Below are 21289 nucleotides of genomic sequence, written 5' to 3'. Positions count from 1 at the left end.
GCGCGCCTGCATTTTCGCCGGGAATTCCCCGGAAGAACCTCCCGCCCGGCTCTGCCGGGCAGCGCCCGCGAATGGCATGGGCAGGGTGGGTGGGCCGTGAGCGGGCGCTTCTCACCTCTCACGCGCGCGCAACCCTGCGAATAAAGGCCCCCGGCAGGCGCCTGCGCTCCGCCCTTGCGCTACACTCTGCAAAAACCGTCGCGATCAGTTCAGCGTCAACTCGATCGGCACCAGCCCCAGCCGTTGCGCGGTCTCCAGCGTCAGGATCGGGCTGTTGAACCCGCCCGCGCGCTGAAACGCCTGCACCGCCGCACGGGTCTGCGCATCCGCCACCCCCGTCACCGGCCCCTCATGATAGCCCCGCGCCATCAACGCGCGCTGCAGGGTTTTGATGAAACCCCGCCCCATCGCTTCCGGGCAGGGCACGCGAAAAGCCACTTCCTCGATCACGCCGCCCCGCGCCTGCCCCGAAGCCGCCGAATAGCGCGCCCAGCAGGCGCGCGCCTCGGGGGCGGAAAGGGCGACAGCCGCCGGTTCGATCCGGGCGCGACTGGCCGTATCCGTATCCGCCTGCGCGCTTGTGGCCAGCACGATCGCGGCAAGCGCGAACCGGGCTCTGCGAAGCATCCTGCTGCGATCCATTCCTGCCACGACCTGCCTGTGCATCTTGGGGTTTCATATGCTCCTGGGGACAGGATTGACGCGGGAATCCGGCGAAAAAGGGACCAGCACATGACCAAAGCGCGATAGTTTCCGGCGGATTTTCGGCTGGTCAATCCCGGCATGCTGGCTTATTTCCGCAAAAGCAGGCAGCACGAGCATGAGGATTTCATGGCCAAGATCACCTATATCGAATTCAACGGAACCGAGCATGTCGTCGATGTCGCCCCCGGTCTGACCGTCATGGAAGGCGCGCGCGACAATGGCATCCCCGGGATCGAGGCCGATTGCGGCGGGGCCTGCGCCTGTTCGACCTGCCATGTCTATGTCGCCGAGGATTGGGTCGAAAAACTGCCCGCCCGCGACCCGATGGAAGATGACATGCTCGATTTCGCCTATCAGCCCGACGCCACGCGCTCGCGCCTGACCTGCCAGATCAAGGTCACGGATGCGCTGGACGGGCTGGTCGTGCATATGCCCGAAAAGCAGATCTGAGACGCGGGCGCGGGGATGACGACAGCGCCCCCCGCCATCAGCATCATCCTGCCCTGCCACAATCTTGGCGCACATATCGGCGCGGCCATCGCCTCGCTGCAGGCGCAGGATTTCACCGATTTCGAAGCGCTGGTCATCGAGGATGGCTCGACCGATGACAGCCTTGCGGCGATCCGGGCCAGCGCGAGGGACGACCCGCGCTTTCGCCTGATCACGCAAGCCCATCAGGGCCTGTCGGTCGCGCGCAGTACCGGGTTGGAGGCCGCGCGCGCCCCCGTCATTGGCTTTCTCGATGGCGATGACGCCTTCGCGCCCGGTTTCCTGTCCGCACATTTCCACGAGCTGACCCAAAGCAGGGCCGGTTGGACCGCCTCTGCCCTCACCCTCACCTGGCCCGACGGGCGCCGGAACGATCATCCGGCCATCCACGGCAGCACGCCGGAAGATGACACCCCGCGCTGGATCGACCTGACCGATGCGAGGACAGTCGCGCGCCTCTTCCCTTCCGTCTGGAACAAGCTCTATCGCCGTGAATTGATCGGCGCGACCCGCTTCATCCCCGGCGCGCTTTACGAGGATCACCCGTTCTTCTGGACCCTTGCCTGCAAAGCCGGGCGCATCCGCTACCTGCCGCAGCCGCTCTATCACTACCGGCGCGGGCGCGCGGGCCAGATCACCGACCGCGCGGACGACGCCATCTTCCAGCAACTCGACCGCCTGCGCGAGGTTACCCGCATCATTCGCGCCAGCCCCTTGCGCCACCGGGATCAGGGCCTGTCGCAACTGGCCACGCGGCTGATCCATGAACGGCTGGAACCGCCCGGCCCCCCGGCGCTGAAATCCCGCTTCGTGACCGAAGCCGCCCGACTGATGGCGGAAGAGGGGCTGGTCTGGGATCGCGCGGGCGCCCATGATATCCGCCCGGCCCCCGCCCCGCAGCTTGATCCGCGCATGCGCCTGAGCGTTCTGATCCTCGCGCCCCCCGGCACCGACCCCGGACCGACCCTGCAAGCGCTCGATGTGCAAGAGCTGCCGGTCTGGGAACACCGCACCGTGACGGCGAGGCGGGCTATCGACACGTTGCTGACCCAGCACCCAAGCCTGTCGGGAACTTGGCTCGCGGTGCTGCGCGCGGGCGACCTCCCGGCCCCGGACTGGGCGCTGCGCGCTTTGGAAACGGCGCAGGCGCAGGGGGCAAGCTGCGTCATCACCCCTGCGCGCCACGAGAGCGGCACGGAACCACTGGACATGGGCATCCTGCCCCTGCCCGAGCATCCCGCCGCGCCCGATCCCGCAATGCTGGTGCTGCACCGGCCCGCGCTCGCCACCCTGCCCGAAGCGCTGCGCCACCTGCCCGATCCGGTGGCGGCGCTCACGTTGGCCGCCCTGCTGCCCAGCACCGGCACCGGACCAGACCCCACCCTGACACTCGCGCCACGCAAGCAGGAACCGCTCGCCCCCTTGGCCCAGAGCCTCGCCCAGTCCACGCTCTGCCCGCTACCACAAAGCACACGCGCCAGCCTTTTCGCGCAACTCGCACAGATCCGCATGGCCTGCGCGCCCAGCAAGGCCCAGAGGCTGGCCATCGCCCTGCGCGCCGGAATCGCCCGCCGCCGCGCGCGCCTGCCCGCGCCGCTATGCGGGCCAGAGATCGGGCCGGTCCTGCGCTTCTGTCTGGGCGGCAAAAGACTCTAGCGCCCATCCCGATCAGCCCGTCCCCCCCCTGACTTCATCTTGCCGAAAAATACTCTCGCCAAAGGCCACGGGCCGCAAGGCCCGTCCCCCCGCCAACAACGCCTGCGGCACAGCCTGCCCAAGCGGGTCGGAACGCACTCTAAAACAACCCCTCCCGCTCTGGAAAATACCGCTTTCGGATCTTCTCGTTATCCGCCTGATTGCGCGCCAGAATCTCGGCCCGCTCCTGCGCGCTCAGCCCCAGCCGCCCCCCCTGCCCCCGGATCAGCGGGCGCAGTCGCCGCAGCGCGATCTGATAGACCGGATGCAACCGCCCGTCCCGCCCCAGCACCGGCAGGACACGGTTCAGCCGCCGCCGCAGCGCGATTTCACCCGCGCTCAGCGCTTCATTCACCCGTGGCGGGTGCAGCAGCCCGCGCGCGTCGATCCCCGCCACATCGCAGAAATCGCTCAGCAAATCCCCCGCCACCAGCGCGTCGCGGCTGGTCAGGCGCAGATGCAGCCGCGCCCGGCCGATCACCCGATGCCAGAGTTTCAGCCGCGACCAGTGGCTCAGGCGCATATGCCGCGCCAGATAGGCCCGGAAATCCTCTCCCGCGCCGCGTCGCACGGCTTCGGAATAGCTCGACAGGATCAACTCATCCTGCGGGCGCAGATAGAGAAGATAGCGCACCTCGCTGAACCGGGCGCATAAGAACCGGTCCAGCGCCGCGATCCTCTCGGGCGTCACCAGCCAGGCATGGATATGCTCGCTCGACCCGATGAAATGCGCCGCATCGGACCCTGCCAGCACCCGATCCAGATAGGCGCGATACCCCGCGACATAGGCGCGCTGATCCGCCGGGCTGGCAAATCCCAGGCGGCGGCGCTCCAGTTCCGGCCCGATACGCGCCCCGCAAACCTCAAGCGCGGTCACGGCGAATTCGAACTGGCTGCCGAATTCCGGGTTGAAGGGCGCATAAAGCACCCCCTGCGCCGCCAGCGCCGCGCGGTTCAGCCCCAGAAAGGCCTGGATCGACGAGGTGCCGGATTTCGGAATTCCGATATGGATCAAGGCTTTCATGGTCATCCCTCGTGATCCCGGCATAAATGTCGCAGAGCGCGCGGGCATGGGCGGACATATCGCGCGGCACCCGCGCGCGCGCCCAATAGGCGCGCAGATCGACCGCGCCGCGCAGCAGCCGCGCGATCAGCGCCGCAAAAGCCTGCCTGTCGCCCGCGGGAAATGTCAGATCGGATGTGCCCGCCAGTTCCCGCGCGCCGCCCCGGTCGGAGGTCAGGATCGGAATATGCCGGCAATGCATTTCCAGCGCGACCTGCGGCAGGTTATCTTCCCAGAGCGGCGGCACGATCCCGTAATCCACCCCCGCCAGCACCCTGTCCAGATCGCCGCGCGCATAACCATCCTGCCAGTCCAGCCCCGCCAGATGCGGGCGCAGCGCCGCGATGCGCGCCATCTGCGCAGGCGTTCCGGCGCGCGCCGCCAGTGTCAGATGCAGCCGGGCTGCGTGCTCCCGCGGCAGCCGCTCCAGCGCCTCCAGCAGGAAATCGAACCCTTTGTCGCGCCGCATATAGCCCAGATAGGCCAGATGCAGCGGGCCTTCGGGCGCGGGGGGGCGCGGGCGGGTTCGGGCCCAATGCGCCGCATGTTCCGTGCCGATCCGGCAGATCCGGACCTCGCGCAAGCCAAAGCCCAGCGCCAGCGCCTGCGTGCGCGCGGACACCGCCAGCACCCGGTCGCATTGGGTATTGATCAGCGCGACCATCCGCTCGCGGCGCGCGCGGAAGCGCACCGCCGTATGCCCCTCAGGGGGCGCAATCATCGCGGGACGACGCCGCAGGCGCTTCACCATCTGCCAGCCACGCCGCATCAGCTTCTGCCAGATCCGCCGAAAAATCCCCGTGCCCGGCCCCATGCCAAGCCCCTCCAGCAGCGTTTCCAGCCCGTAGATGCGCCGCAGCAGCCGCGCATTCGGAATGACCGGCAGGCAGGTGACACAGGCGCGGCCCGCGTCGAAATCCACGCAATGCCGCGCCTCTCCCTGCCAGAGATTCACCTGCGGGCAGAATGCGTGGTAATTATGCAGGCTCAGCACCACCCGCGTGCCGGGCATGCGCCGCGCCTGCGCCAGCACCCCGGCGGGCAGCCCTTCGAGGCTGTGAAAATGCACCAGATCATAGGGGCCGGACTGGCGCAGAAAATCCGCAAACACCGCCTCTGTCGCATCATCGCACAGCTCTGCGCGCGCGCCGAAACCGGTATGCGCGGGCGCCAGACAGGCGGAATTGACGATCTCGTAATGCCCCGCACGCCGCTTGCGCCAGCGCGGCGCCCCTTGGCGCAGGTCATGCGCCAGCCCCGCAGCCAGACTGTGCACCTCCCAGCCGGGAAGTGCCCGCTGCGCAGCCAGAAGCGCGCGCAGATAGATCCGCACCCCGCCACCGCGCAGCGCCCGGTCTTCGGGATCGGCCCAGTAATAATGCAGCAATCTCATCGGCTTTCCGGGCTCACGGGGCGGCATGGGTCAGGTCCTGATGCAGCGCGATGGCATCCTCGATACAGTCGAAAAACCACAGCTGCCCCTCATGCAGCACCAGCCCCGCATCGCAGAACCTGCGCAATTCCTGCATATTATGGCTGACCATGATCCCGCTGGCATGTTTCATCCGCGCGCGAAACAGCGCCTTGCTCTTTTGCTTGAACCGCGCATCCCCGACCGAGGTCGCCTCGTCGATCAGATAAAGATCAAAGGGCAGCCCCATCGAGGCCCCGAAGCCCAGCCGCGCCCGCATTCCCGCCGAATAGGTGCGCAAGGGATGATGAAACTGCGCCCCCAATTCGGCGAAATCCGCAACGAACTCGACCAGCGCGTCGGGGTCGACACCGTAGACCCGCGCCAGAAACCGGATATTCTGCGCCCCGCTCAGATCGCGGTGAAACCCGGCAGAAAACCCCACCGGAAACGACACCTCGCCGCCGCGCAGGATCCGGCCCTGATCGGGGCGCAGATTGCCCGCGACCAGATCCATCAGCGTGGTCTTACCCGCCCCGTTGCGCCCCAGAAGCGCCAGCGCCCGGCCCCGTGGCAGCGAAAGCGTGAGCCCGCGGATCACCGGGCGCCAGGTGCCATCGACCCAGAACCCCTTGACCAGATTGTCAAAACTCAGGATCGCCTGCATCGCGCCCCGCCCCTCAGTTCCGGTCGCGCAGCGATTGCCAGGCCAGCGCGCCAAAGGCCCAGATCAGCACCGCAAACAGCGCCGTCAGCCCCAGCAGAAGCGCGCGGCGCGGATGGCCCGGTTCCTCCGAGAGCGTGGGCGGGATGAACAGCGCCAGATACAGGCTCTGGCGTTCAGCCTGCGAGCGCGCCATATCATGCGCCCGGATCGCCGCCGCATAGCCCTGTTCGGCCATTTCCTGATCGGCGCGCAGGCTTTCATAGCGCGCGATCAGGCGCGGGTAATCCGTCTCTGCCACAGTGGCATCTTCCTGCGCGAAGGTCTGGCGCTCCTCAGTGATGCGGGCGCGCACCACCTCGATCCGGCGCTGCGCCTGACGCAGGCGCGGGTCACTGGGATCAGTGATCATGGCCAGCAGATCATGCTCGACCAGACCTTGCGCCAATTGCTGCTGCAGATTGTTCAGCACCCCCATCCGCCCCTGAATATCGGCATCGGGATCAACCATCTGCGTGCTGGCGCGGAAGACGGCCAGCGCCTCGCGCGCGGCGCGCAGCCGCGCCTCTGCCAGCCCCAGATCGGCGCTGGCCATCTGCATCCGGTCGCGCCGGGCCTGCGCGTTCAGCTGGTTGATCATGCGCTCGCTTTCCTCGACCACGGCCTGCGCCAGCATCCGGGCAAATTCCGGGTCATTGGCGCGAATCTCCAAGAGCAGCAGTCCGGTATTGCGGTCAAAGGCGACGCGCAGCACCTGGCTCCAATAACGGGTCAACTGATCGACCGTCCCCTCGGGCGGCAGCGAAAACAGCGGGTCGCGCGCATGATGCAGGGCATAATGCGCGCGCAGCCCGAAACGCGCATCCAGCCGCAGCACCAGATCCTGACTGCGCAGATATTCAAACAGCAGATCGGCATGGCCACCACTGCTGCCGCCCAGAAGCTGGGACATGCCGCCCAGCAGGTCAGAGGCCGCCCCCCCCTCTTCCTGCCGGATGGTGAATCCGGCCTGCGAGGCATAGCGATCCTCGGCCACCAGAAACAGATAGGCCCCCGCCAGCAGGCAGGGCAGCAGCACCACGAGCAGGAAGGACCACATCAGCGCGCGGTTTCCATGGCTGGTACGAACGGGAATAACGGGCGGCGCGATATAGGCTGCCGCCTGCTGCGGTGTGGGCCCGGTCCAGTCGCGCAGGCGCGCAGGCTTGCCGCCCTCCGGCGCGGGCCGCGCGGGGAGCTGACGCTGGGGGCGCTCGGACAGAACTGCGGACATGCGACGGCCTTTCTCGCGGGGGATGCGGGCGCATCCGGTGGCGTTAAGCCTTGGCTAGCAAATCCAGGTTAAGACAGGGTAAGCATGACAGGAGAAATCACCCGATGTCAGACCAGACCCTCCCCTGGCGCAGGACGGCCTTGCGGTCGGTCACAGCGCTGATGCTGCGCGAAATGGCCAGCCGCTACGGGCGCACGCCGGGCGGCTATCTCTGGGCGCTGCTGCACCCGCTGGGGGTGATCGTGATGCTGGCCTATGCCTTTGCCCTGCTTCAGAAAACCCCGGCGCTCGGCACGTCTTTCCTGCTGTTCAAGGCCACCGGCTTCCTCATCGTGCGGCAATTCACCGTGCTCGGCGCCTCGACCGGCCATGCGCTGGGCTATTCGCGCAGCCTGCTGCTTTATCCGCGCGTGGTCTGGATCGACGCGGTGCTGGCCCGATTCGCGCTCAATACGCTGGTGGTGACAGGGGTCGCCGTGGTGATCCTCGCAGGCATTATCCTCTATGACGGGGTGCAGAGCTTCATCAACTGGCCGCTCCTGCTGCTCGCCTGGGGCCTGGGCGCGGCGCTCGGCCTGTCCCTGGGCATGCTCAACTGCTACCTGTTTCACCGTTTCGAGATCTGGCAACAGATCTGGACGATCCTGACCGCGCCGCTGTTCCTGATCTCGGGCGTGATTCTCTTGTTCGAGGATATGCCGCGCGCGGCGCAAAGCGTGCTCTGGTTCAATCCGCTGCTGCATCTCACCGGGTTGATGCGCGCCGCCTTCTACCCGGTCTACCGGCCCGATTATGTCTCGCTGGTCTATATCGGACTGTGGTGCCTCGTGCCTCTGGTGCTCGGGATCATGCTGATGCATCTCTATCACCGCGACCTGCTGGCGCGGCAGAAATAGCGCCCTTCCCGATCAGCCCGCGCCACAGCCCGCTTTCACGTCCCCAAGACGTCATCTCGCCCAGCTTCATCTTGCCCGAAATACTCTCGCCAAAGGCCACGGGCCGCAAGGCCCGTCCCCCGTCAACAGCGCCTGCGGCGTAGCCTGCCCAAGCTGGTCGAAAAGCCCTCCAGCGCGCGCGGCGGGGGCCAAAAGGGCCGCGCAGAGCACGGCAACACGCCCCGCCCGGCCATGCCGGGCAGCGCCCGCGAATGGCATCGGGGCGGGCGGGCGGGCCGTGAGCGGGCGCTTCTGACCGCACCGTGCGGCGCAGCGCTGCAAGGCAGGTAATGCCCCCACGCTGCCCTCATCCCGGTCCCGAAGCAGCGTTTTGCACAGGGTTTTGTGATCAGCAAAGGCCCTGCCCGCAGATCAGGTCAAAGACCCCGCCCATTTCAGAACCGTCTCATGCGCGGTGCCGGTCCGGCCGCGCAGCCCATGCCAGACCCCGCGCAGAAAAAGCGCCAGAAACCGTCGGCGCTGGCCCGGATAAGCGCGCATCCGCAAGGCCCAGACCGGGATCACCACCAGACAGATCGGCCAGAACAGCCAGCCAGCCGCATGATGATAGAGGATCAGCGCATTGCGATGCTGATAATAGACCTTCCAGACCGGCCTGTCCCCCTGCCCGGCGCCTGCGGCAGCCTGGTCATGTTCGAAGCGCACCTGCGGCAGAAAGACGATCCGGCCCCCCGCCCGCGACAGACGCAAGGTCTGCAGCGCATCATCGCCGTAGACAAAAAGCCGCGCGTCCGGCAGCCCGCCCAGCGCCAGCCCGCGCCGCGACAGGAACAGCCCGACGAAAGACGCCCCGTCAATCGCCACCGGCACCCCCCCGGCATAGTGATCCGGCCCCAGATGGAACCCTTCGCGCCCCTTGCGCGCCGTGCGCAGGAATTTCGCGAGCGAGGCAAAGGGATCATGGGTCGGGCGGTTGATATCGCAGATCCGCCCCGAGGGATCATAAACCGCGCCCGCCACCGCATCCCATCCGCGCAGGTCGCTGGCATGAAACCGCGCCAGCGCATCCGGCATGGGTCGGGCATCGTCATCCATGATCAGATACCAGTCCGGGTCGAAACATGCGCGCGCATGCTCCAGCCCTGCGGCAAAACCACCCGCGCCGCCGCTATTGCGCGGCAGGCGCAGCACATGCAGCCGCGGATCCGGGATGCTGGCCAGAAACGCCGCTGTCCCGTCATCGGATGCGTTATCCACCACCACCACCGCCGCCAGATACTGCTCCGGTTCCGCCAGCAGCCGCCCCATGGTGCGGCGTAACTGCGCCAGCCGGTTATGGGTTGTGATCACGGCAACGACCCGCCCGGCGTTCGGAGGCGGCGCGACCGGCAGGGTCGCGGGCATCTGCGGGCCATATCGGCATATCCGGGCGGAGGCGTGCATGTTCATACCCGCCAGTGAAGCATGAAAGCTCTAACCCAGAGTTAATCAACCCTCTCGCAGATCGCGCGCATTCGAGACAAACACCCAGATTTTGCCAGAGTCTCGCCGCCGCATCGCAACGCAGCGCGGGCATGATCACTGCAGGGTGAATGGCAGGGTGCGGCTATGTGGCTCAATCTGGGCGGCGTCTATTCCAGCGGCACGGAAGCTCTGGATCTGGGGATCAGTGACAGCCTGCTGGTGACGACGGCGCAAGGCAGTTTTCTGGCTGTGACAACAGGAACTTACGGGGGTATTTCTATCTACCGGATCGGCGCGGGCGGCACCCTTGCCCTGACCGGCAGTTTCGCGATCCCCGACAATCTGCAGCTGCGCACCGGCTTCGATATCGCGCATGCCGAGATCAACGGCCAGACCATCATTTTCTTCGGCGCGACCGCCAATACCATGACCGGGGTCAGGCTCAATGCCGACGGCAGTCTTGGCCCGATTCGCCATGTCAGCATGACCGATATGGAAGCCGCGCATCTCGCGGGTGCCGAGGGCGCGCTCTACAGCCAGACCAGACTGTCGGATCTGCCGACCGGGCATCTGCCGGGTGGCAACTGGCATGACAACACCGTCGCCGTCTATCAGATCACGCTGGCGGGGCAGAGCTACACGATTGCGCTCGGCGCGCTTGACGAACAGGTGTACGTCTATCGTCAGACCAATAGCGGAAGCTGGCTCGAAACCGGATCGCTGGGGGCGCAGAACGGGCTGGGGATCGCCGCTCCCAGCGCGATGGAAATGGTCACGCTTCAGGGCCAGACCTATATTCTCGTGGCCTCATCGGCCGGATCCGCCATCAGCGTGCTGCGGCTGACCCCGGATGGCGGGTTGGAGGCGGTTCAGCATCTCATCGACACGGCCAGCACGCGTTTTGCCAATGTGCAGGATCTGGCTGTCGCCCAGCATGGCGATCATGTCTTTGTCTTTGCCCTTGGCACGGATCACGGCGTCAGCATGTTCCGCCTGCTGCCCGACGGGCATCTGATCCATATGCAGAGCTGGGCCGATGGCGCGGGCGGCGGGCTGCACACGCCGCAGACCGTTACCACATTCACCGAGGGCACCACGCTGAACGTCATGATCGGCGCGCAGAACTCCGTCGGCGTCACGCATTTCACACTCGATCTGGCGTCCATGGGCACGGTGCGCCGCGCCTCGGACAGCCTGCCCGAGGCGCTGAGCGGAACCAGCGGCCATGACATCCTGATCGCCGGCAGCGACAATGACACGCTGACCGGCGGCGGGGGGCATGATATTCTGGTCTCCGGTCCGGGGCGCAGCACCATGACCGGGGGCGCGGGGGCCGATACATTTGTCATCCGCGCCACCAGCACCGCAGTCACGATCACCGATTTCCGCGCCGGTCAGGACCGGCTCGACCTGACCGACCTGCCGATGCTGCGCAGCCTGGCGCAACTGCAGATCACCCCCAGCGCGAGCGGTGCCATCCTCAGCTATCGGGGTGTCACGATCACCATCACCGCGCATGATGGCAGGTCACTCAGCGCCGAAGACATCTTCCCCCAAGGGCTGACCGGACCGGATGCGCTGCTGATCGTGCTGGAAGAGATCCCCGCTGTCGCCCAGCCCCCCGGCTCGCCGCTCTATCTCTGGCCCGCACCGCCACTCATGCCCATGCCCCCGCCCCCACCTGCGCCCGAGACCGTGCCGGGCAACTGGATCATCGGCAGAGACGGGCGCGACACGCTGACCGGGGGGAATGGCCATGACTATATCTATGGCGGCGATGGCCCCGATCTGATCCGGGGCGGGGCCGGGAATGACACGCTTTTCGGCGGCTTCGGCCATGACACGATCTATGGCGGCGCGGGTCATGACCTGATCGTCGGCGGGCCGGGCAATGACCGGATGTGGGGCGAGGACGGCAATGACACGATCTTCGGCATCTCGGGCAATAACCGCTTCGGCGGCGGGGCGGGGGATGATCTGCTGGTGGGGGGCACCGGCAATGACACGATCTATGGCGGCACCGGCAATGACACGATCTACGGGAATGCCGGGAATAACAGCCTCTGGGGCATGCGCGGCGATGATCTGATCATCGGCGGGCCGGGCAATGACCGGATCGGCGGCGGGCGCGGCAATGACACCATCTATGGCGGCGGCGGCAGGAACACGATCTATGGCGGCATGGGGGATGACCTGATCTTCGGCGGCGATGGCGGTGACGTGATCTGGGGCATGGATGACAATGACACGATCTTCGGCGGGGCGGGCAATGACTATATCCATGGCGGGCGCGGCGATGATGTGCTCTCGGGGGGCCCCGGCGATGACACGCTGCGCGGCGGGCCGGGGGCGGATGTATTCATCTTCAATCACGGCCATGAGCGCCTGCTGATCGAGGATTTCACCTTCGCCGAGAATGACCGGCTGCAGCTTGACGAAGCCCTCTGGGGCGGGGGGCTGAGCGCCGAAGAGGTGGTCGGGGCATTCGGGAGCGTGACCAATGGAAGGACCGTGCTGGATTTCGGCGGCGGCGACCGGATCACCCTTGCGGGTGTGAGTGATCTGGAGATTCTGGTGGGCTATATCGATATCGTGTGAGCAGTGGTCGCAACCAGCGGAGTGGTTACTCAGCCGCAATCAGGGGCAGGATATCGTCGGTATCATTCGGCCCGCTCACAAGCAGGTCGTGATGCAGTTGCAGGGTCATCCAGAACTCGACCGATGTGCCAAGCGCCTTGGACAGCCGCTTGGCCGTATCGATCGTCATCGCGGTTTCTTCACTCACCAGCCGCTCGATGCGGGTGCGCGGGACATGAATATGCCGTGCCAGCTTCCCTGCGCTGATGCCCAGCGGCTCCAGGAATTCGTGCTTCAGGATTTCGCCGGGATGGACCGGGACTTGCAGCATGGTCATGACGGCTCCTTTCAATGGTAATCCACGATCTCGACATCTGCCGGACCGGCATCGGTCCAGATGAAACAGATCCGCCACTGGGCGTTGATGCGGATCGAATACTGACCCATCCGGTCACGCTTCAGGGCCTCAAGATGGTTCGACGGCGGCACACGCAGATCCTCCAGACCCTTTGCCGCTTCCAGCATCGCCACCTTGCGGAGGGCGACCCTGAACAGATCGCCGGGAAATCCCTTTGCGGGCTTCCCCGCCAGCACCTGCCCGATCAGTTTGCCCTTGGTGCTCTGGATCATGCAGGGTCATGTATCACGTCGCGATACATATTGCAAGGAAAATGTATCGCGAGGTGATACAATGGGATGCCAGCGCGCCCCCCTCACCCCCGCATCTCGCGCGACAATTGTCCCCGCATATGGCGGATCATGTAATCCGCGAACAGCCGGATTTTCGGGTCTTGCTGGCGGCGATGCGGATAGAGGCAGGCCAGAATCGCGGGCAAGGGCGGGGTCTGCGGCAGCACCTCGACCAGCCTGCCTGCCGCCAGATGCGGGGCAAGCTCGAAACGCGGGCGGTTCACGATCCCCGCCCCCGACAGCGCCCAGTCGACCAGCACCCCCGCCTCGTCACAATCCAGCGGCCCGGTCAGATCCAGCCGCAGCGTCCCGTCAGTCGTCTGCAGCGTCCAGGAATATTCGGGCGAGCGCGGATAGCGCAACAGCAGGCAATCATGCGCCTTCAGCTCTTCGGGCAGCAGGGGCACCCCGCGCCGCGCCAGATAATCGGGGCTGGCCGCCAGCATGCGCGGCGCATCCAGAATCTTGCGCTGCTTGAGCGAGGATTCGGGCAGATCGCCCAGCACGAAGGCCATGTCGATCTGATCCTCCAGAATATCCACCCGCCGGTCCGACAGCCGCAGATTGAGCCGGATTTCGGGGTATTCCTGCGCAAAAGCCTGCGCCAGCGGCGCGATCACCCGCCGCCCCATGCCAATCGGCGCGGTCAGCCGGATCGTGCCGCGCGGCCGTCCCGAGAGCCCCGCCACCGCCGCCTCTGCATCGTCCAGCGCCGAGATCACCCGCCGCGCATGGTCGTAGAAATCGCGACCGATCTCGGTCTGGGTCAGCTTGCGCGTGGTGCGGTTGAACAACCGCACCCCCAGCCGCGCCTCCAGTTCCTTGATCCGCTTGCTCGCAACCGCAGGCGTCAGCCGCAGATCGCGCCCGCCCGAGGTGATCGAGCCCAGCTCCGACACACGCACAAAGACCCGAAGCGATTCCAGATAGGACATGGCAAGACCCTCCCCGCCCGCATGATTATGCACAGGATCACGGCCAGATTACCAATGATCTGTTGAAACACTCTAGCTTTATTTCCTCTGGCATTGAAAATCAGCTTGCGTCAGATTTTGCTATACTAGCCCAAGGCAAATCCCGAGGAGTTCCCCATGGCACCGCGCCGGATGATCCGTTTCCTGCTGAATGATCGCCCTGTCACCCTGACCGATCTGGGGGCGAATGACATGCTGCTCGATCACCTGCGACTGGACCAGCGCCTGCGCGGCACCAAAGAGGGCTGCGCCGAAGGCGATTGCGGGGCCTGCACGGTGCTGGTGGGGCGCATGAGTGCCGAAGGGCTGGTCTATGAGCCGGTCAATGCCTGTATCCGCCCGCTGGTCACACTCGATAGCTGCCATGTCGTGACGGTCGAGCATCTGCGCGGCCCCGATGGTGGTTTGCACCCGGTGCAACAGGCGATGGTGGATCATCACGGCGCGCAATGCGGCTTCTGCACGCCCGGCATTGTGATGGCGCTCTATGCGCTCTGGATGGAGACACCGCACCCGACCGGCGCGCAGGTCGAGCGCGCGCTGCAAGGCAATCTCTGCCGCTGCACCGGCTATGCGCCGATCATCCGCGCAGCCCTCAGCATGGGCGATCATGGCACCACCGATCCGCTGCTGGAGGAACGCGCCACGGTCGAGGGCACGCTGCGCAACTGGCAGGACGGCGCGCGGGTCGAGGTCGCGAAGGGCGGCAGCCGCGCGATCCTTCCGGCCTCGGTCGATGATCTGGCCGCGATCCTGACCGAACACCCCGAGGCACGTATCGTCGCAGGCGCGACCGATGTCGGCCTCTGGATCACGAAATTCCTGCGCGACCTGCCGCTGGCAGTGTTCATCAGCCATCTGGACGCGTTGCGCAGCGTCACCGAACACGGCGACACATTGCAGATCGGCGCCTTGGCCAGCTATGAAAATGCCCGCGCGCCCCTTCTCGCAGAATACCCGCATCTCGCCCGCTACTGGGACCGTATCGCGGGCTGGCAGGTGCGCGCCATGGGCACGATCGGCGGCAATATCGCCAATGGCTCGCCCATCGGCGACACCCCGCCCCCCTTCATCGCCATGGGCGCGCGGCTGGTGCTGCGCCACGGCACCAGCCGCCGCGAAATCGCACTGGAGGACTACTTCCTCGATTACGGCAAGCAGGATCGCCGCCCCGGCGAATTTGTCGAGACCATCATTCTGCCCAAAGCGCAGCCCTACACGCTGCACGCCGCCTACAAGATCTCGAAACGGCGCGACGAGGATATCTCTTCCGTCGCCGCCGGTTTCGCAATCACGCTCAGGGATGGTACAATCACCGCAGCCCGGCTTGCCTTTGGCGGCATGGCCGCAACCCCCAAACGTGCCGCCCATGCGGAAGCTGCCCTGACCGGCCAGCCCTTCACGCTGGACAGCCTGCAAACCGCCGCCGAAGCGCTGGCCAGGGATTTCACGCCGCTGAGCGACATGCGCGCCAGCGCCGCCTATCGCATGAGCGCCGCGCAGAACCTGCTCACCCGGTTCTGGCATGAGAGCCAGGGCACGCCCGCCACGCTGGAGGACGCACTATGAAAGACGATGCCCGCATCCATGGTGGAGCCCATGACGACCTGATCCATGACAGCGCGATCAAGCATGTCACCGGCCGCGCCGAATATACCGACGACATCACCGAACCGGCAGGCACGCTGCATGCCTATATCGGCGGGGCCCCCATCGCGCATGGCCGCATCACCGCGCTGGACCTGTCAGAGGTCGCCAAGGCCCCCGGTGTGATCACAGTTCTGACCGCGAAGGATATTCCCGGCGAAAACGATGTCTCGCCCACGGGGCTGCATGACGAGCCGATCCTGACCGATGCGCTGATCCAGTATCACGGCCAGCCGATATTCGCCGTCGTCGCCGAAACCCGCGATCAGGCGCGGCGCGCCTGCACGCTCGCGCGCATCGAGACTGAAGCCCTGCCCCATGCCACCGATATCGACGCCGCAGAGGCCGCAGGCTACCCCGATGTGACCGCCCCCCTGACGCTGACCCGCGGCGATGCGCCCAAAGCGCTGGAACTCGCCCCGCACCGGATCAAGGGCCGCCTGCGTGTGGGCGGGCAGGATCACATGTATCTCGAAGGCCATATCGCACTGGCCATTCCGGGCGAGGATGATGAGGTCACGCTCTTCGCCTCGACCCAGCACCCGACTGAGGCACAACATATGGTGGCCCACGCGCTTGGCGTGCCTGCCAATGCGGTTGTGGTCAATGTCCGGCGGATGGGCGGCGGCTTTGGCGGCAAGGAAACGCAGATGAACCTGTTCTGCACGCTGGCCGCGATTGCTGCAAAGAAACTGGGCCGCGCGGTCAAGCTGCGCCCGGACCGCGATCAGGATATGGAAATCACCGGAAAACGGCATGATTTCCGCATCGATTACGATCTGGGCTTTGACGATCAGGGCCGGATTCTGGCGGTGGACGGGCTATTTGCCGCGCGTTGTGGCTGGTCCTCGGATCTCTCCGGCCCGGTCACAGACCGGGCGCTGTTTCATGCCGATAACGCCTATTTCTACCCCGATGTGCGGCTGCGCTCGCGCCCGCTCAAGACCAACACGGTCTCGAACACCGCCTTTCGCGGTTTCGGCGGCCCGCAAGGCGTGATCGCTGCCGAACGGATGATCGAGGAAGTGGCCTATGCGCTGGGCCGCGACCCGCTGGAAATCCGGCGCGCGAATTTCTACCGCGAGGGCTGCGACGTGACCCCCTATCACCAGCAGGTGACGGATAATATCCTGAACCGGTTGGTGGATGAGCTGGAGGAGAGCGCCGATTATCAGGCCCGCCGTCGCAAGGTGCTGGAATTCAACGCAAAAGGCGGGGTCATCCGCAAGGGGATTGCGCTGACGCCGGTCAAGTTCGGGATCAGCTTCACCGCGACATGGTATAATCAGGCCGGTGCTTTGGTGCATGTCTATAATGACGGCTCGATCCATCTGAACCATGGCGGCACCGAGATGGGACAGGGGCTATACACCAAGGTCGCGCAGGTCGTGGCCGAGGCGTTTCAATGCGATATCGAGCGCATCAAGATCACCAAGACCACCACGGAAAAAGTGCCCAACACCTCTGCCACCGCGGCCAGTTCTGGCAGTGATCTCAATGGCATGGCGGCGCTCGATGCCTGCGAACAGATCAAGGCGCGGCTCGTGGCCTTTGCCGCTGAAAACTGGAATGTCGCGCCCGAAACCGTGCAATTCCTGCCCGGTCAGGTGGCGGTCGGGGCGCAGATCCTGCCCTTCAACGATTTCATCCGCGCCGCCTATATGGCGCGGGTGCAATTGTCGGCGGCGGGCTTCTACAAGACGCCCGAAATTCATTGGGACCGCGCCACGGGTCGCGGCCAGCCCTTCTATTACTTCTCTTATGGCGCGGCCTGTGCCGAGGTCAGCATCGACACGCTGACCGGTGAAACCCGCGTTGACCGGGCCGATGTGCTGCACGATGTGGGCCGCTCGCTGAACCCCGCGCTGGATCTGGGTCAGGTCGAAGGCGCTTTCGTGCAGGGGATGGGCTGGCTCACATCCGAGGAATTGGTCTGGGATAACAAGGGCATACTCAAGACGCATGCGCCGTCTACCTATAAGATCCCGCTGGCCTCTGACCGGCCGCGCATTTTCAATGTTCGGCTGGCCGACTGGTCCGAGAACACCAAACCCACGATCAAACGCTCGAAAGCGGTGGGCGAGCCGCCCTTCATGCTGCCGATCTCGGTGTTTGAAGCCATCGGCATGGCCGTTGCCTCACTCGCTGATTACCGCGAATGCCCGCGACTGGAAGCCCCCGCCACGCCTGAGCGCGTCCTGATGGCCGTCGAGCGGCTGCGCAGATGAGGGGCGCGCGCGACATCCTGACCGGCAGCGCGGCGGTGATCCATGCTGTGATCACAAAGGTCAAGGGCTCCAGCCCGCGCGAGGTGGGCGCCGCGATGTATGTCACCCCCAAAGCGCTTGTCGGCACGATCGGCGGCGGGCAGGCCGAGTGGCACGCGATCCAGCGCGCCCGCGAGATGCTGGCGGCAGGCGAGATGCGCGGGCGCATCGAGATCGCGCTGGGGCCCGAGATCGGACAATGCTGTGGTGGTCGGATTACTGTTGAATTTCAGCGCCTTGGCGAAAGCCAGCGTGCCGCGCATCTGCAGCGACTGGAGGATGTCGCCCTGCCCCATCTGCTGATCCTTGGCGCGGGTCATGTCGGGCGGGCGCTTGCGCAGGTGGCGCTGACCCTGCCCTGGCGCGTGGTGCTGGTCGATACCCGCGCCGAGGAACTGGCGCTTGCGCCCGAAGGCGTCGAGACCCGGCTGACGCCGCTACCGGAAGCCGATATCGCAGAGGCGCCGCCCGCCAGCGCCTTTGTGATCACAACCCATGATCACGGGCTGGATTTCCTGCTGACACTGGCCGCGCTGCGGCGCGGGGATGCCGCTTATGTCGGGCTGATCGGCTCGGAAACCAAGAAATCGCGGTTTGAGCGCTTCGCGCGCGAGACCGGCGATGTGCCCAGCGCGCAACTGGTCTGCCCCATCGGCGCGGCGGGTCTGGGTGACAAGCGGCCCGAGATCATCGCACTGATGACCGCGCAGGAAATCCATGCGGCCTTCGTCGATGCGGCTGGCACAAATCGAACATCTTGCACAAATCCAACATCGGGCCGGACCGCCCGAAACTGAAAGCGTTTTTCATGGAACGAAAAATCATCCGCGCGCGGCTGCTCAGCTTTTTGCGCGAGCCCCTGAGCCCCGAGGACCGCGACAGCTTCCGCTATATCGAAGATGGCGGGCTGTTGATTGAAGACGGGATTATCCGGGCGTTCGATGAATTTACCAATCTCGACGCGGCCGGGGCCGAGGTGATCGACCACCGCCCCTATCTGGTGATGCCGGGCTTCATCGACACGCATCTGCATTTCCCGCAGACGCAGGTGATCGCAAGCTGGGCGGCGCAGCTTCTCGACTGGCTGAACGATTACACTTTCCCCGAGGAAACCCGCTACAGCGACCCCGCATTCTGCGCGGTGATGGCGCGGGCCTTTCTGGACCTGCTGGCGGCGCATGGCACGACAACGGCGGTGGCCTATGCCTCGGTCCATGCCGCTTCCGCCGAGGCGCTGTTTGCCGAGGCACTGGCCCGCAATATGCGGCTGATCACCGGCAAGGTGATGATGGACCGCAATGCGCCCGACGGCCTGCGTGACACCGCGCAAACGGGGTATGATGACACGAAGCGGCTCATCGCGCGCTGGCATGGCAAGGGGCGGCTGGGATATGCGATCACGCCGCGTTTCGCGATCACCTCGACGCCCGCGCAGATGGAAGCGGCGCAGGCTTTGGCGGCAGAGCACCCCGACTGCCATATCCAGACCCATCTGAGCGAGAACCACGCCGAGATTGCCTTGTCCTGCGAGCTCTACCCGGATGCGGTGGATTACACCGATATCTATGCGCGCTACGGGCTCTTGCGCGAAAACAGCCTGCTGGGCCATGCGATCCATCTTTCCGACCGCGAAATCGGGGCGCTGGCCGAGGCGGGGGCGAAGCCGGTGTTTTGCCCGACCTCGAACCTCTATCTGGGATCGGGGCTGTTTGATGACGCGAAGCTGCGCGGGGCCGGGCTGGTGAATGCGATTGCCACGGATATCGGCGGCGGGACCAGCTATTCCATGCTCACCACATTGGCCGAGGGCTATAAGGTGCTGCAATTGCAGGGCCAGCGCATGCACCCCTACCGCGCATTCCACTGGATCACGCGCGGCAATGCTGTCGCTTTGGGGCTGGAAGGGCGCATCGGCACGCTGGAGGCCGGGAGCGAGGCCGATCTGGTGGTGCTGAATGCCGAGGCCACGCCCGCGATGGCGCTGCGCATGGCGCGGGCGCGCGGGCTGATGGATGAATTGTTCACGCTGCAGGTGATGGGCGATGACCGCGCGGTGGTGCAGACCTATGTGGCGGGGGTCGGGAGGAAGTGAGGGGGGGGTGGGGGGAGGCGGTTTTGCGGGACGGAGCGGACATAGATTATTTGTGGCGCCAAACAGATGATCTCTTCTGCTCGATTACAGAAGGCTCAGCTTTTTCGCAATCTCTTTTCCAGCCATGCTTAATTCGAAATTACTCTTCACAATGCCACGTGTGCGGTCAAGAAAAGGTAATCGCGCAACATTTGTCCGACTATCAACAAGGTCTTTAATCCTCCCTTGCATTTCTGAAAGGACAGCATCCAGACCTTCAGGGTTAACTTGATATCCTCGCCTAAAAGGCTGATCATCGAAATGTACACCAGCTTCTTTTCGATCGATAAGATTTAAGCGCAGCAGTTCGCCTTTTGCTACTTCAAACTGTGCATCAATCAACGCCCCACCTTTATGAATAAATTGCCATTCACCATCTATTTCTGGTGTGATTTTCTCTAGCTCTTCCCTAAGATCATCTTCAGAAAGCTTAGCTTCTTCCTCATCAAGTGGGAAGAATTCTTTGTTTCTTATTCTGCCAAGTTTTTCGTTGATAAATTTACGCCTTGCTTCCTTGGATAAAAATTCAAATATCTTTGCAGTTTCCGGGCTCATTTGCTCAAGAACGGCCGCGACTGATCGTGCAGAAATTGAGGGCTTTCTATTTTCCATCATGGAATCAGCGATCAGTCTCGCCCACATATCAGATAAAACCTGATCATCTTCTTTCGAAATGCCATCGAAAAGTATTAGCATTTCTCCAAACGGTAGAGCCTTCGCGCTCTTCAAATCTACCCCTTTCTGTTTTAAATGTGAAGCGACGCCTTCAAGCCCGTCAATGAGCCTACGTGTTCTCCACATCTTCAGGGGATCGCCCACAAGCGCGCCCCAAACATCTGTTGAGCTTTCCCTTATACCCGAGGACACTCCCCCAGCGGCTGCCTTCACCACACCCAAGGCGACTGGTGACAAGAAATCGGAAATCTCTTCTAGAGACCGTCCATCATTGCCCATGCTAACTCCTAGAAAAACCCGTATTGATGATTGGAAACGCAGAATCAAACTAGTTTAGGAGCACTCAAACGCATTCTGCAAGAAGGAATAGGGGATCGACCGACCGCTCTGGCCTCATTTGGCGTCGATCTGACCGCCCAAACTCGCCACGCCCAGCGGCCCAAGCCGGGCGTATCCGCGATGCGGGACCAAACCGACGGTTGACTGCGCGAGAAGAGCCGCGCAGCGCCCGACCGCGGGTGGGCGCTCACTCCGGTTAGGCTGGGCAGTTTATGGTGCGGCATATTCCGGCGGTCGGGCGGTGCGCAACCGTGAAAAGCGCCCGCCGTCGTGCCGTAGGCACGCCTCCGGCGTGACGGGGCGGTCGGGCGCTGCGCGGCGGCCTGCGG

Annotated in this window: 17 protein-coding genes; 8 read left to right on the top strand and 9 right to left on the bottom strand. The window is 64.7% G+C overall.

The annotated features are described in order from the left end of the window. Window positions 1-204: 204 nt before the first annotated feature. Window positions 205-627, bottom strand: coding sequence for a peptidoglycan-binding domain-containing protein (locus BG457_RS13710; RefSeq protein WP_245771006.1), 423 nt, complete (start codon window positions 625-627; stop codon window positions 205-207). Between the two features lie 204 nt (window positions 628-831). Here BG457_RS13710 and BG457_RS13705 point away from each other — a divergent pair, with 204 nt between their 5' ends. Together BG457_RS13705 and BG457_RS13700 are read left to right on the top strand one after the other, a co-directional pair. Then, entirely contained in the window at window positions 832-1155 is a 324-nt protein-coding gene (locus BG457_RS13705; protein ID WP_071797770.1) for a 2Fe-2S iron-sulfur cluster-binding protein, read from the top strand. A gap of 15 nt (window positions 1156-1170) precedes the next feature. Then, window positions 1171-2850, top strand: coding sequence for a glycosyltransferase (locus tag BG457_RS13700; protein WP_071797713.1), 1680 nt, complete (start codon window positions 1171-1173; stop codon window positions 2848-2850). A 902-nt stretch (window positions 2851-3752) separates the two neighbouring features. Here BG457_RS13700 and BG457_RS13690 read toward each other — a convergent pair. The 3 genes from BG457_RS13690 to BG457_RS13680 are packed head-to-tail and all read right to left on the bottom strand — an operon-like array spanning window position 3753 to window position 7300. Then, entirely contained in the window at window positions 3753-5372 is a 1620-nt protein-coding gene (locus BG457_RS13690) for a glycosyltransferase (protein WP_084657638.1), read from the bottom strand. Beyond that, window positions 5359-6030, bottom strand: a complete 672-nt coding sequence (locus tag BG457_RS13685) for an ABC transporter ATP-binding protein (protein ID WP_342715498.1) — start codon at window positions 6028-6030, stop codon at window positions 5359-5361. The genes BG457_RS13690 and BG457_RS13685 overlap by 14 nt, the downstream gene beginning before the upstream one ends. A 13-nt stretch (window positions 6031-6043) precedes the next feature. Then, window positions 6044-7300 (bottom strand): KpsE/RkpR family capsule polysaccharide export protein, encoded by a 1257-nt coding sequence (locus BG457_RS13680; protein ID WP_084657637.1) that lies wholly within the window; start codon window positions 7298-7300, stop codon window positions 6044-6046. Window positions 7301-7404: 104 nt separating this feature from the next. Here BG457_RS13680 and BG457_RS13675 point away from each other — a divergent pair, with 104 nt between their 5' ends. Further along, the gene (locus BG457_RS13675) at window positions 7405-8196 is read left to right on the top strand and encodes an ABC transporter permease (RefSeq protein WP_071797710.1); all 792 of its coding nucleotides are present in this window, start codon (window positions 7405-7407) and stop codon (window positions 8194-8196) included. Window positions 8197-8607: 411 nt separating this feature from the next. Here the strand turns inward: BG457_RS13675 and BG457_RS13670 are convergent, their stop codons facing one another. Beyond that, window positions 8608-9600, bottom strand: coding sequence for a glycosyltransferase (locus BG457_RS13670; RefSeq protein ID WP_071797709.1), 993 nt, complete (start codon window positions 9598-9600; stop codon window positions 8608-8610). A gap of 204 nt (window positions 9601-9804) precedes the next feature. On the opposite strand from BG457_RS13670, the gene BG457_RS13665 reads away from it, so the two are divergent. After that, window positions 9805-12258 (top strand): calcium-binding protein, encoded by a 2454-nt coding sequence (locus BG457_RS13665; RefSeq protein WP_071797708.1) that lies wholly within the window; start codon window positions 9805-9807, stop codon window positions 12256-12258. A gap of 25 nt (window positions 12259-12283) precedes the next feature. Here the strand turns inward: BG457_RS13665 and BG457_RS13660 are convergent, their stop codons facing one another. The 3 genes from BG457_RS13660 to BG457_RS13650 form a co-directional block, all read right to left on the bottom strand. Next, on the bottom strand, window positions 12284-12574 hold the full coding sequence (locus BG457_RS13660) for a HigA family addiction module antitoxin (protein ID WP_071797707.1): 291 nt from the start codon (window positions 12572-12574) through the stop codon (window positions 12284-12286). Window positions 12575-12585: 11 nt separating this feature from the next. Beyond that, window positions 12586-12867: a type II toxin-antitoxin system RelE/ParE family toxin gene (locus BG457_RS13655; protein ID WP_071797706.1), complete on the bottom strand. Its 282-nt coding sequence runs from the start codon at window positions 12865-12867 to the stop codon at window positions 12586-12588. Window positions 12868-12950: 83 nt separating this feature from the next. Then, complete coding sequence (locus BG457_RS13650; protein ID WP_071797705.1) at window positions 12951-13862, bottom strand: LysR family transcriptional regulator; 912 nt, start codon at window positions 13860-13862, stop codon at window positions 12951-12953. A gap of 156 nt (window positions 13863-14018) precedes the next feature. Between BG457_RS13650 and xdhA the strand changes: the two genes are divergently transcribed. The 4 genes from xdhA to guaD are packed head-to-tail and all read left to right on the top strand — an operon-like array spanning window position 14019 to window position 19907. Then, window positions 14019-15470 carry a xanthine dehydrogenase small subunit gene (gene xdhA / locus BG457_RS13645; RefSeq protein WP_071797704.1) on the top strand — a complete coding sequence of 484 codons (1452 nt, stop codon included), beginning with the start codon at window positions 14019-14021 and terminating at the stop codon, window positions 15468-15470. Next, a complete protein-coding gene (gene xdhB / locus BG457_RS13640) occupies window positions 15467-17776 on the top strand; it encodes a xanthine dehydrogenase molybdopterin binding subunit (protein WP_071797703.1) in 2310 nt (769 codons plus the stop codon). The genes xdhA and xdhB overlap by 4 nt, the downstream gene beginning before the upstream one ends. After that, a complete protein-coding gene (xdhC, locus tag BG457_RS13635) occupies window positions 17773-18612 on the top strand; it encodes a xanthine dehydrogenase accessory protein XdhC (protein ID WP_071797702.1) in 840 nt (279 codons plus the stop codon). The genes xdhB and xdhC overlap by 4 nt, the downstream gene beginning before the upstream one ends. Window positions 18613-18623: 11 nt before the next feature. After that, entirely contained in the window at window positions 18624-19907 is a 1284-nt protein-coding gene (gene guaD, locus BG457_RS13630; protein WP_071797701.1) for a guanine deaminase, read from the top strand. An 84-nt stretch (window positions 19908-19991) separates the two neighbouring features. On the opposite strand, the gene BG457_RS20020 is transcribed toward guaD, so the two are convergent. Further along, entirely contained in the window at window positions 19992-20900 is a 909-nt protein-coding gene (locus tag BG457_RS20020) for an Abi-alpha family protein (protein ID WP_139257754.1), read from the bottom strand. Window positions 20901-21289 lie beyond the last annotated feature (389 nt).

Source organism: Natronohydrobacter thiooxidans, assembly GCF_001884735.1.
Taxonomy (GTDB): Bacteria; Pseudomonadota; Alphaproteobacteria; order Rhodobacterales; family Rhodobacteraceae; genus Roseinatronobacter; species Roseinatronobacter thiooxidans_A.
This window is presented reverse-complemented; position numbering and strand designations above follow the sequence as displayed.

Excerpts from the sequence above, each read along its gene's own strand:
- xdhB (WP_071797703.1), top strand. The coding sequence starts at position 15,467 with ATGAAAGACGATGCCCGCATCCATGGTGGAGCCCATGACGACCTGATC.
- BG457_RS13660 (WP_071797707.1), bottom strand. The coding sequence starts at position 12,574 with ATGACCATGCTGCAAGTCCCGGTCCATCCCGGCGAAATCCTGAAGCAC.
- BG457_RS13705 (WP_071797770.1), top strand. The coding sequence starts at position 832 with ATGGCCAAGATCACCTATATCGAATTCAACGGAACCGAGCATGTCGTC.
- BG457_RS13675 (WP_071797710.1), top strand. The coding sequence starts at position 7,405 with ATGTCAGACCAGACCCTCCCCTGGCGCAGGACGGCCTTGCGGTCGGTC.
- BG457_RS13710 (WP_245771006.1), bottom strand. The coding sequence starts at position 627 with ATGCTTCGCAGAGCCCGGTTCGCGCTTGCCGCGATCGTGCTGGCCACA.
- BG457_RS13700 (WP_071797713.1), top strand. The coding sequence starts at position 1,171 with ATGACGACAGCGCCCCCCGCCATCAGCATCATCCTGCCCTGCCACAAT.
- BG457_RS13690 (WP_084657638.1), bottom strand. The coding sequence starts at position 5,372 with ATGCCGCCCCGTGAGCCCGGAAAGCCGATGAGATTGCTGCATTATTAC.
- xdhC (WP_071797702.1), top strand. The coding sequence starts at position 17,773 with ATGAGGGGCGCGCGCGACATCCTGACCGGCAGCGCGGCGGTGATCCAT.
- BG457_RS20020 (WP_139257754.1), bottom strand. The coding sequence starts at position 20,900 with ATGGGCAATGATGGACGGTCTCTAGAAGAGATTTCCGATTTCTTGTCA.
- BG457_RS13655 (WP_071797706.1), bottom strand. The coding sequence starts at position 12,867 with ATGATCCAGAGCACCAAGGGCAAACTGATCGGGCAGGTGCTGGCGGGG.
- guaD (WP_071797701.1), top strand. The coding sequence starts at position 18,624 with ATGGAACGAAAAATCATCCGCGCGCGGCTGCTCAGCTTTTTGCGCGAG.
- BG457_RS13650 (WP_071797705.1), bottom strand. The coding sequence starts at position 13,862 with ATGTCCTATCTGGAATCGCTTCGGGTCTTTGTGCGTGTGTCGGAGCTG.
- xdhA (WP_071797704.1), top strand. The coding sequence starts at position 14,019 with ATGGCACCGCGCCGGATGATCCGTTTCCTGCTGAATGATCGCCCTGTC.
- BG457_RS13685 (WP_342715498.1), bottom strand. The coding sequence starts at position 6,030 with ATGCAGGCGATCCTGAGTTTTGACAATCTGGTCAAGGGGTTCTGGGTC.
- BG457_RS13670 (WP_071797709.1), bottom strand. The coding sequence starts at position 9,600 with ATGCCCGCGACCCTGCCGGTCGCGCCGCCTCCGAACGCCGGGCGGGTC.
- BG457_RS13680 (WP_084657637.1), bottom strand. The coding sequence starts at position 7,300 with ATGTCCGCAGTTCTGTCCGAGCGCCCCCAGCGTCAGCTCCCCGCGCGG.
- BG457_RS13665 (WP_071797708.1), top strand. The coding sequence starts at position 9,805 with ATGTGGCTCAATCTGGGCGGCGTCTATTCCAGCGGCACGGAAGCTCTG.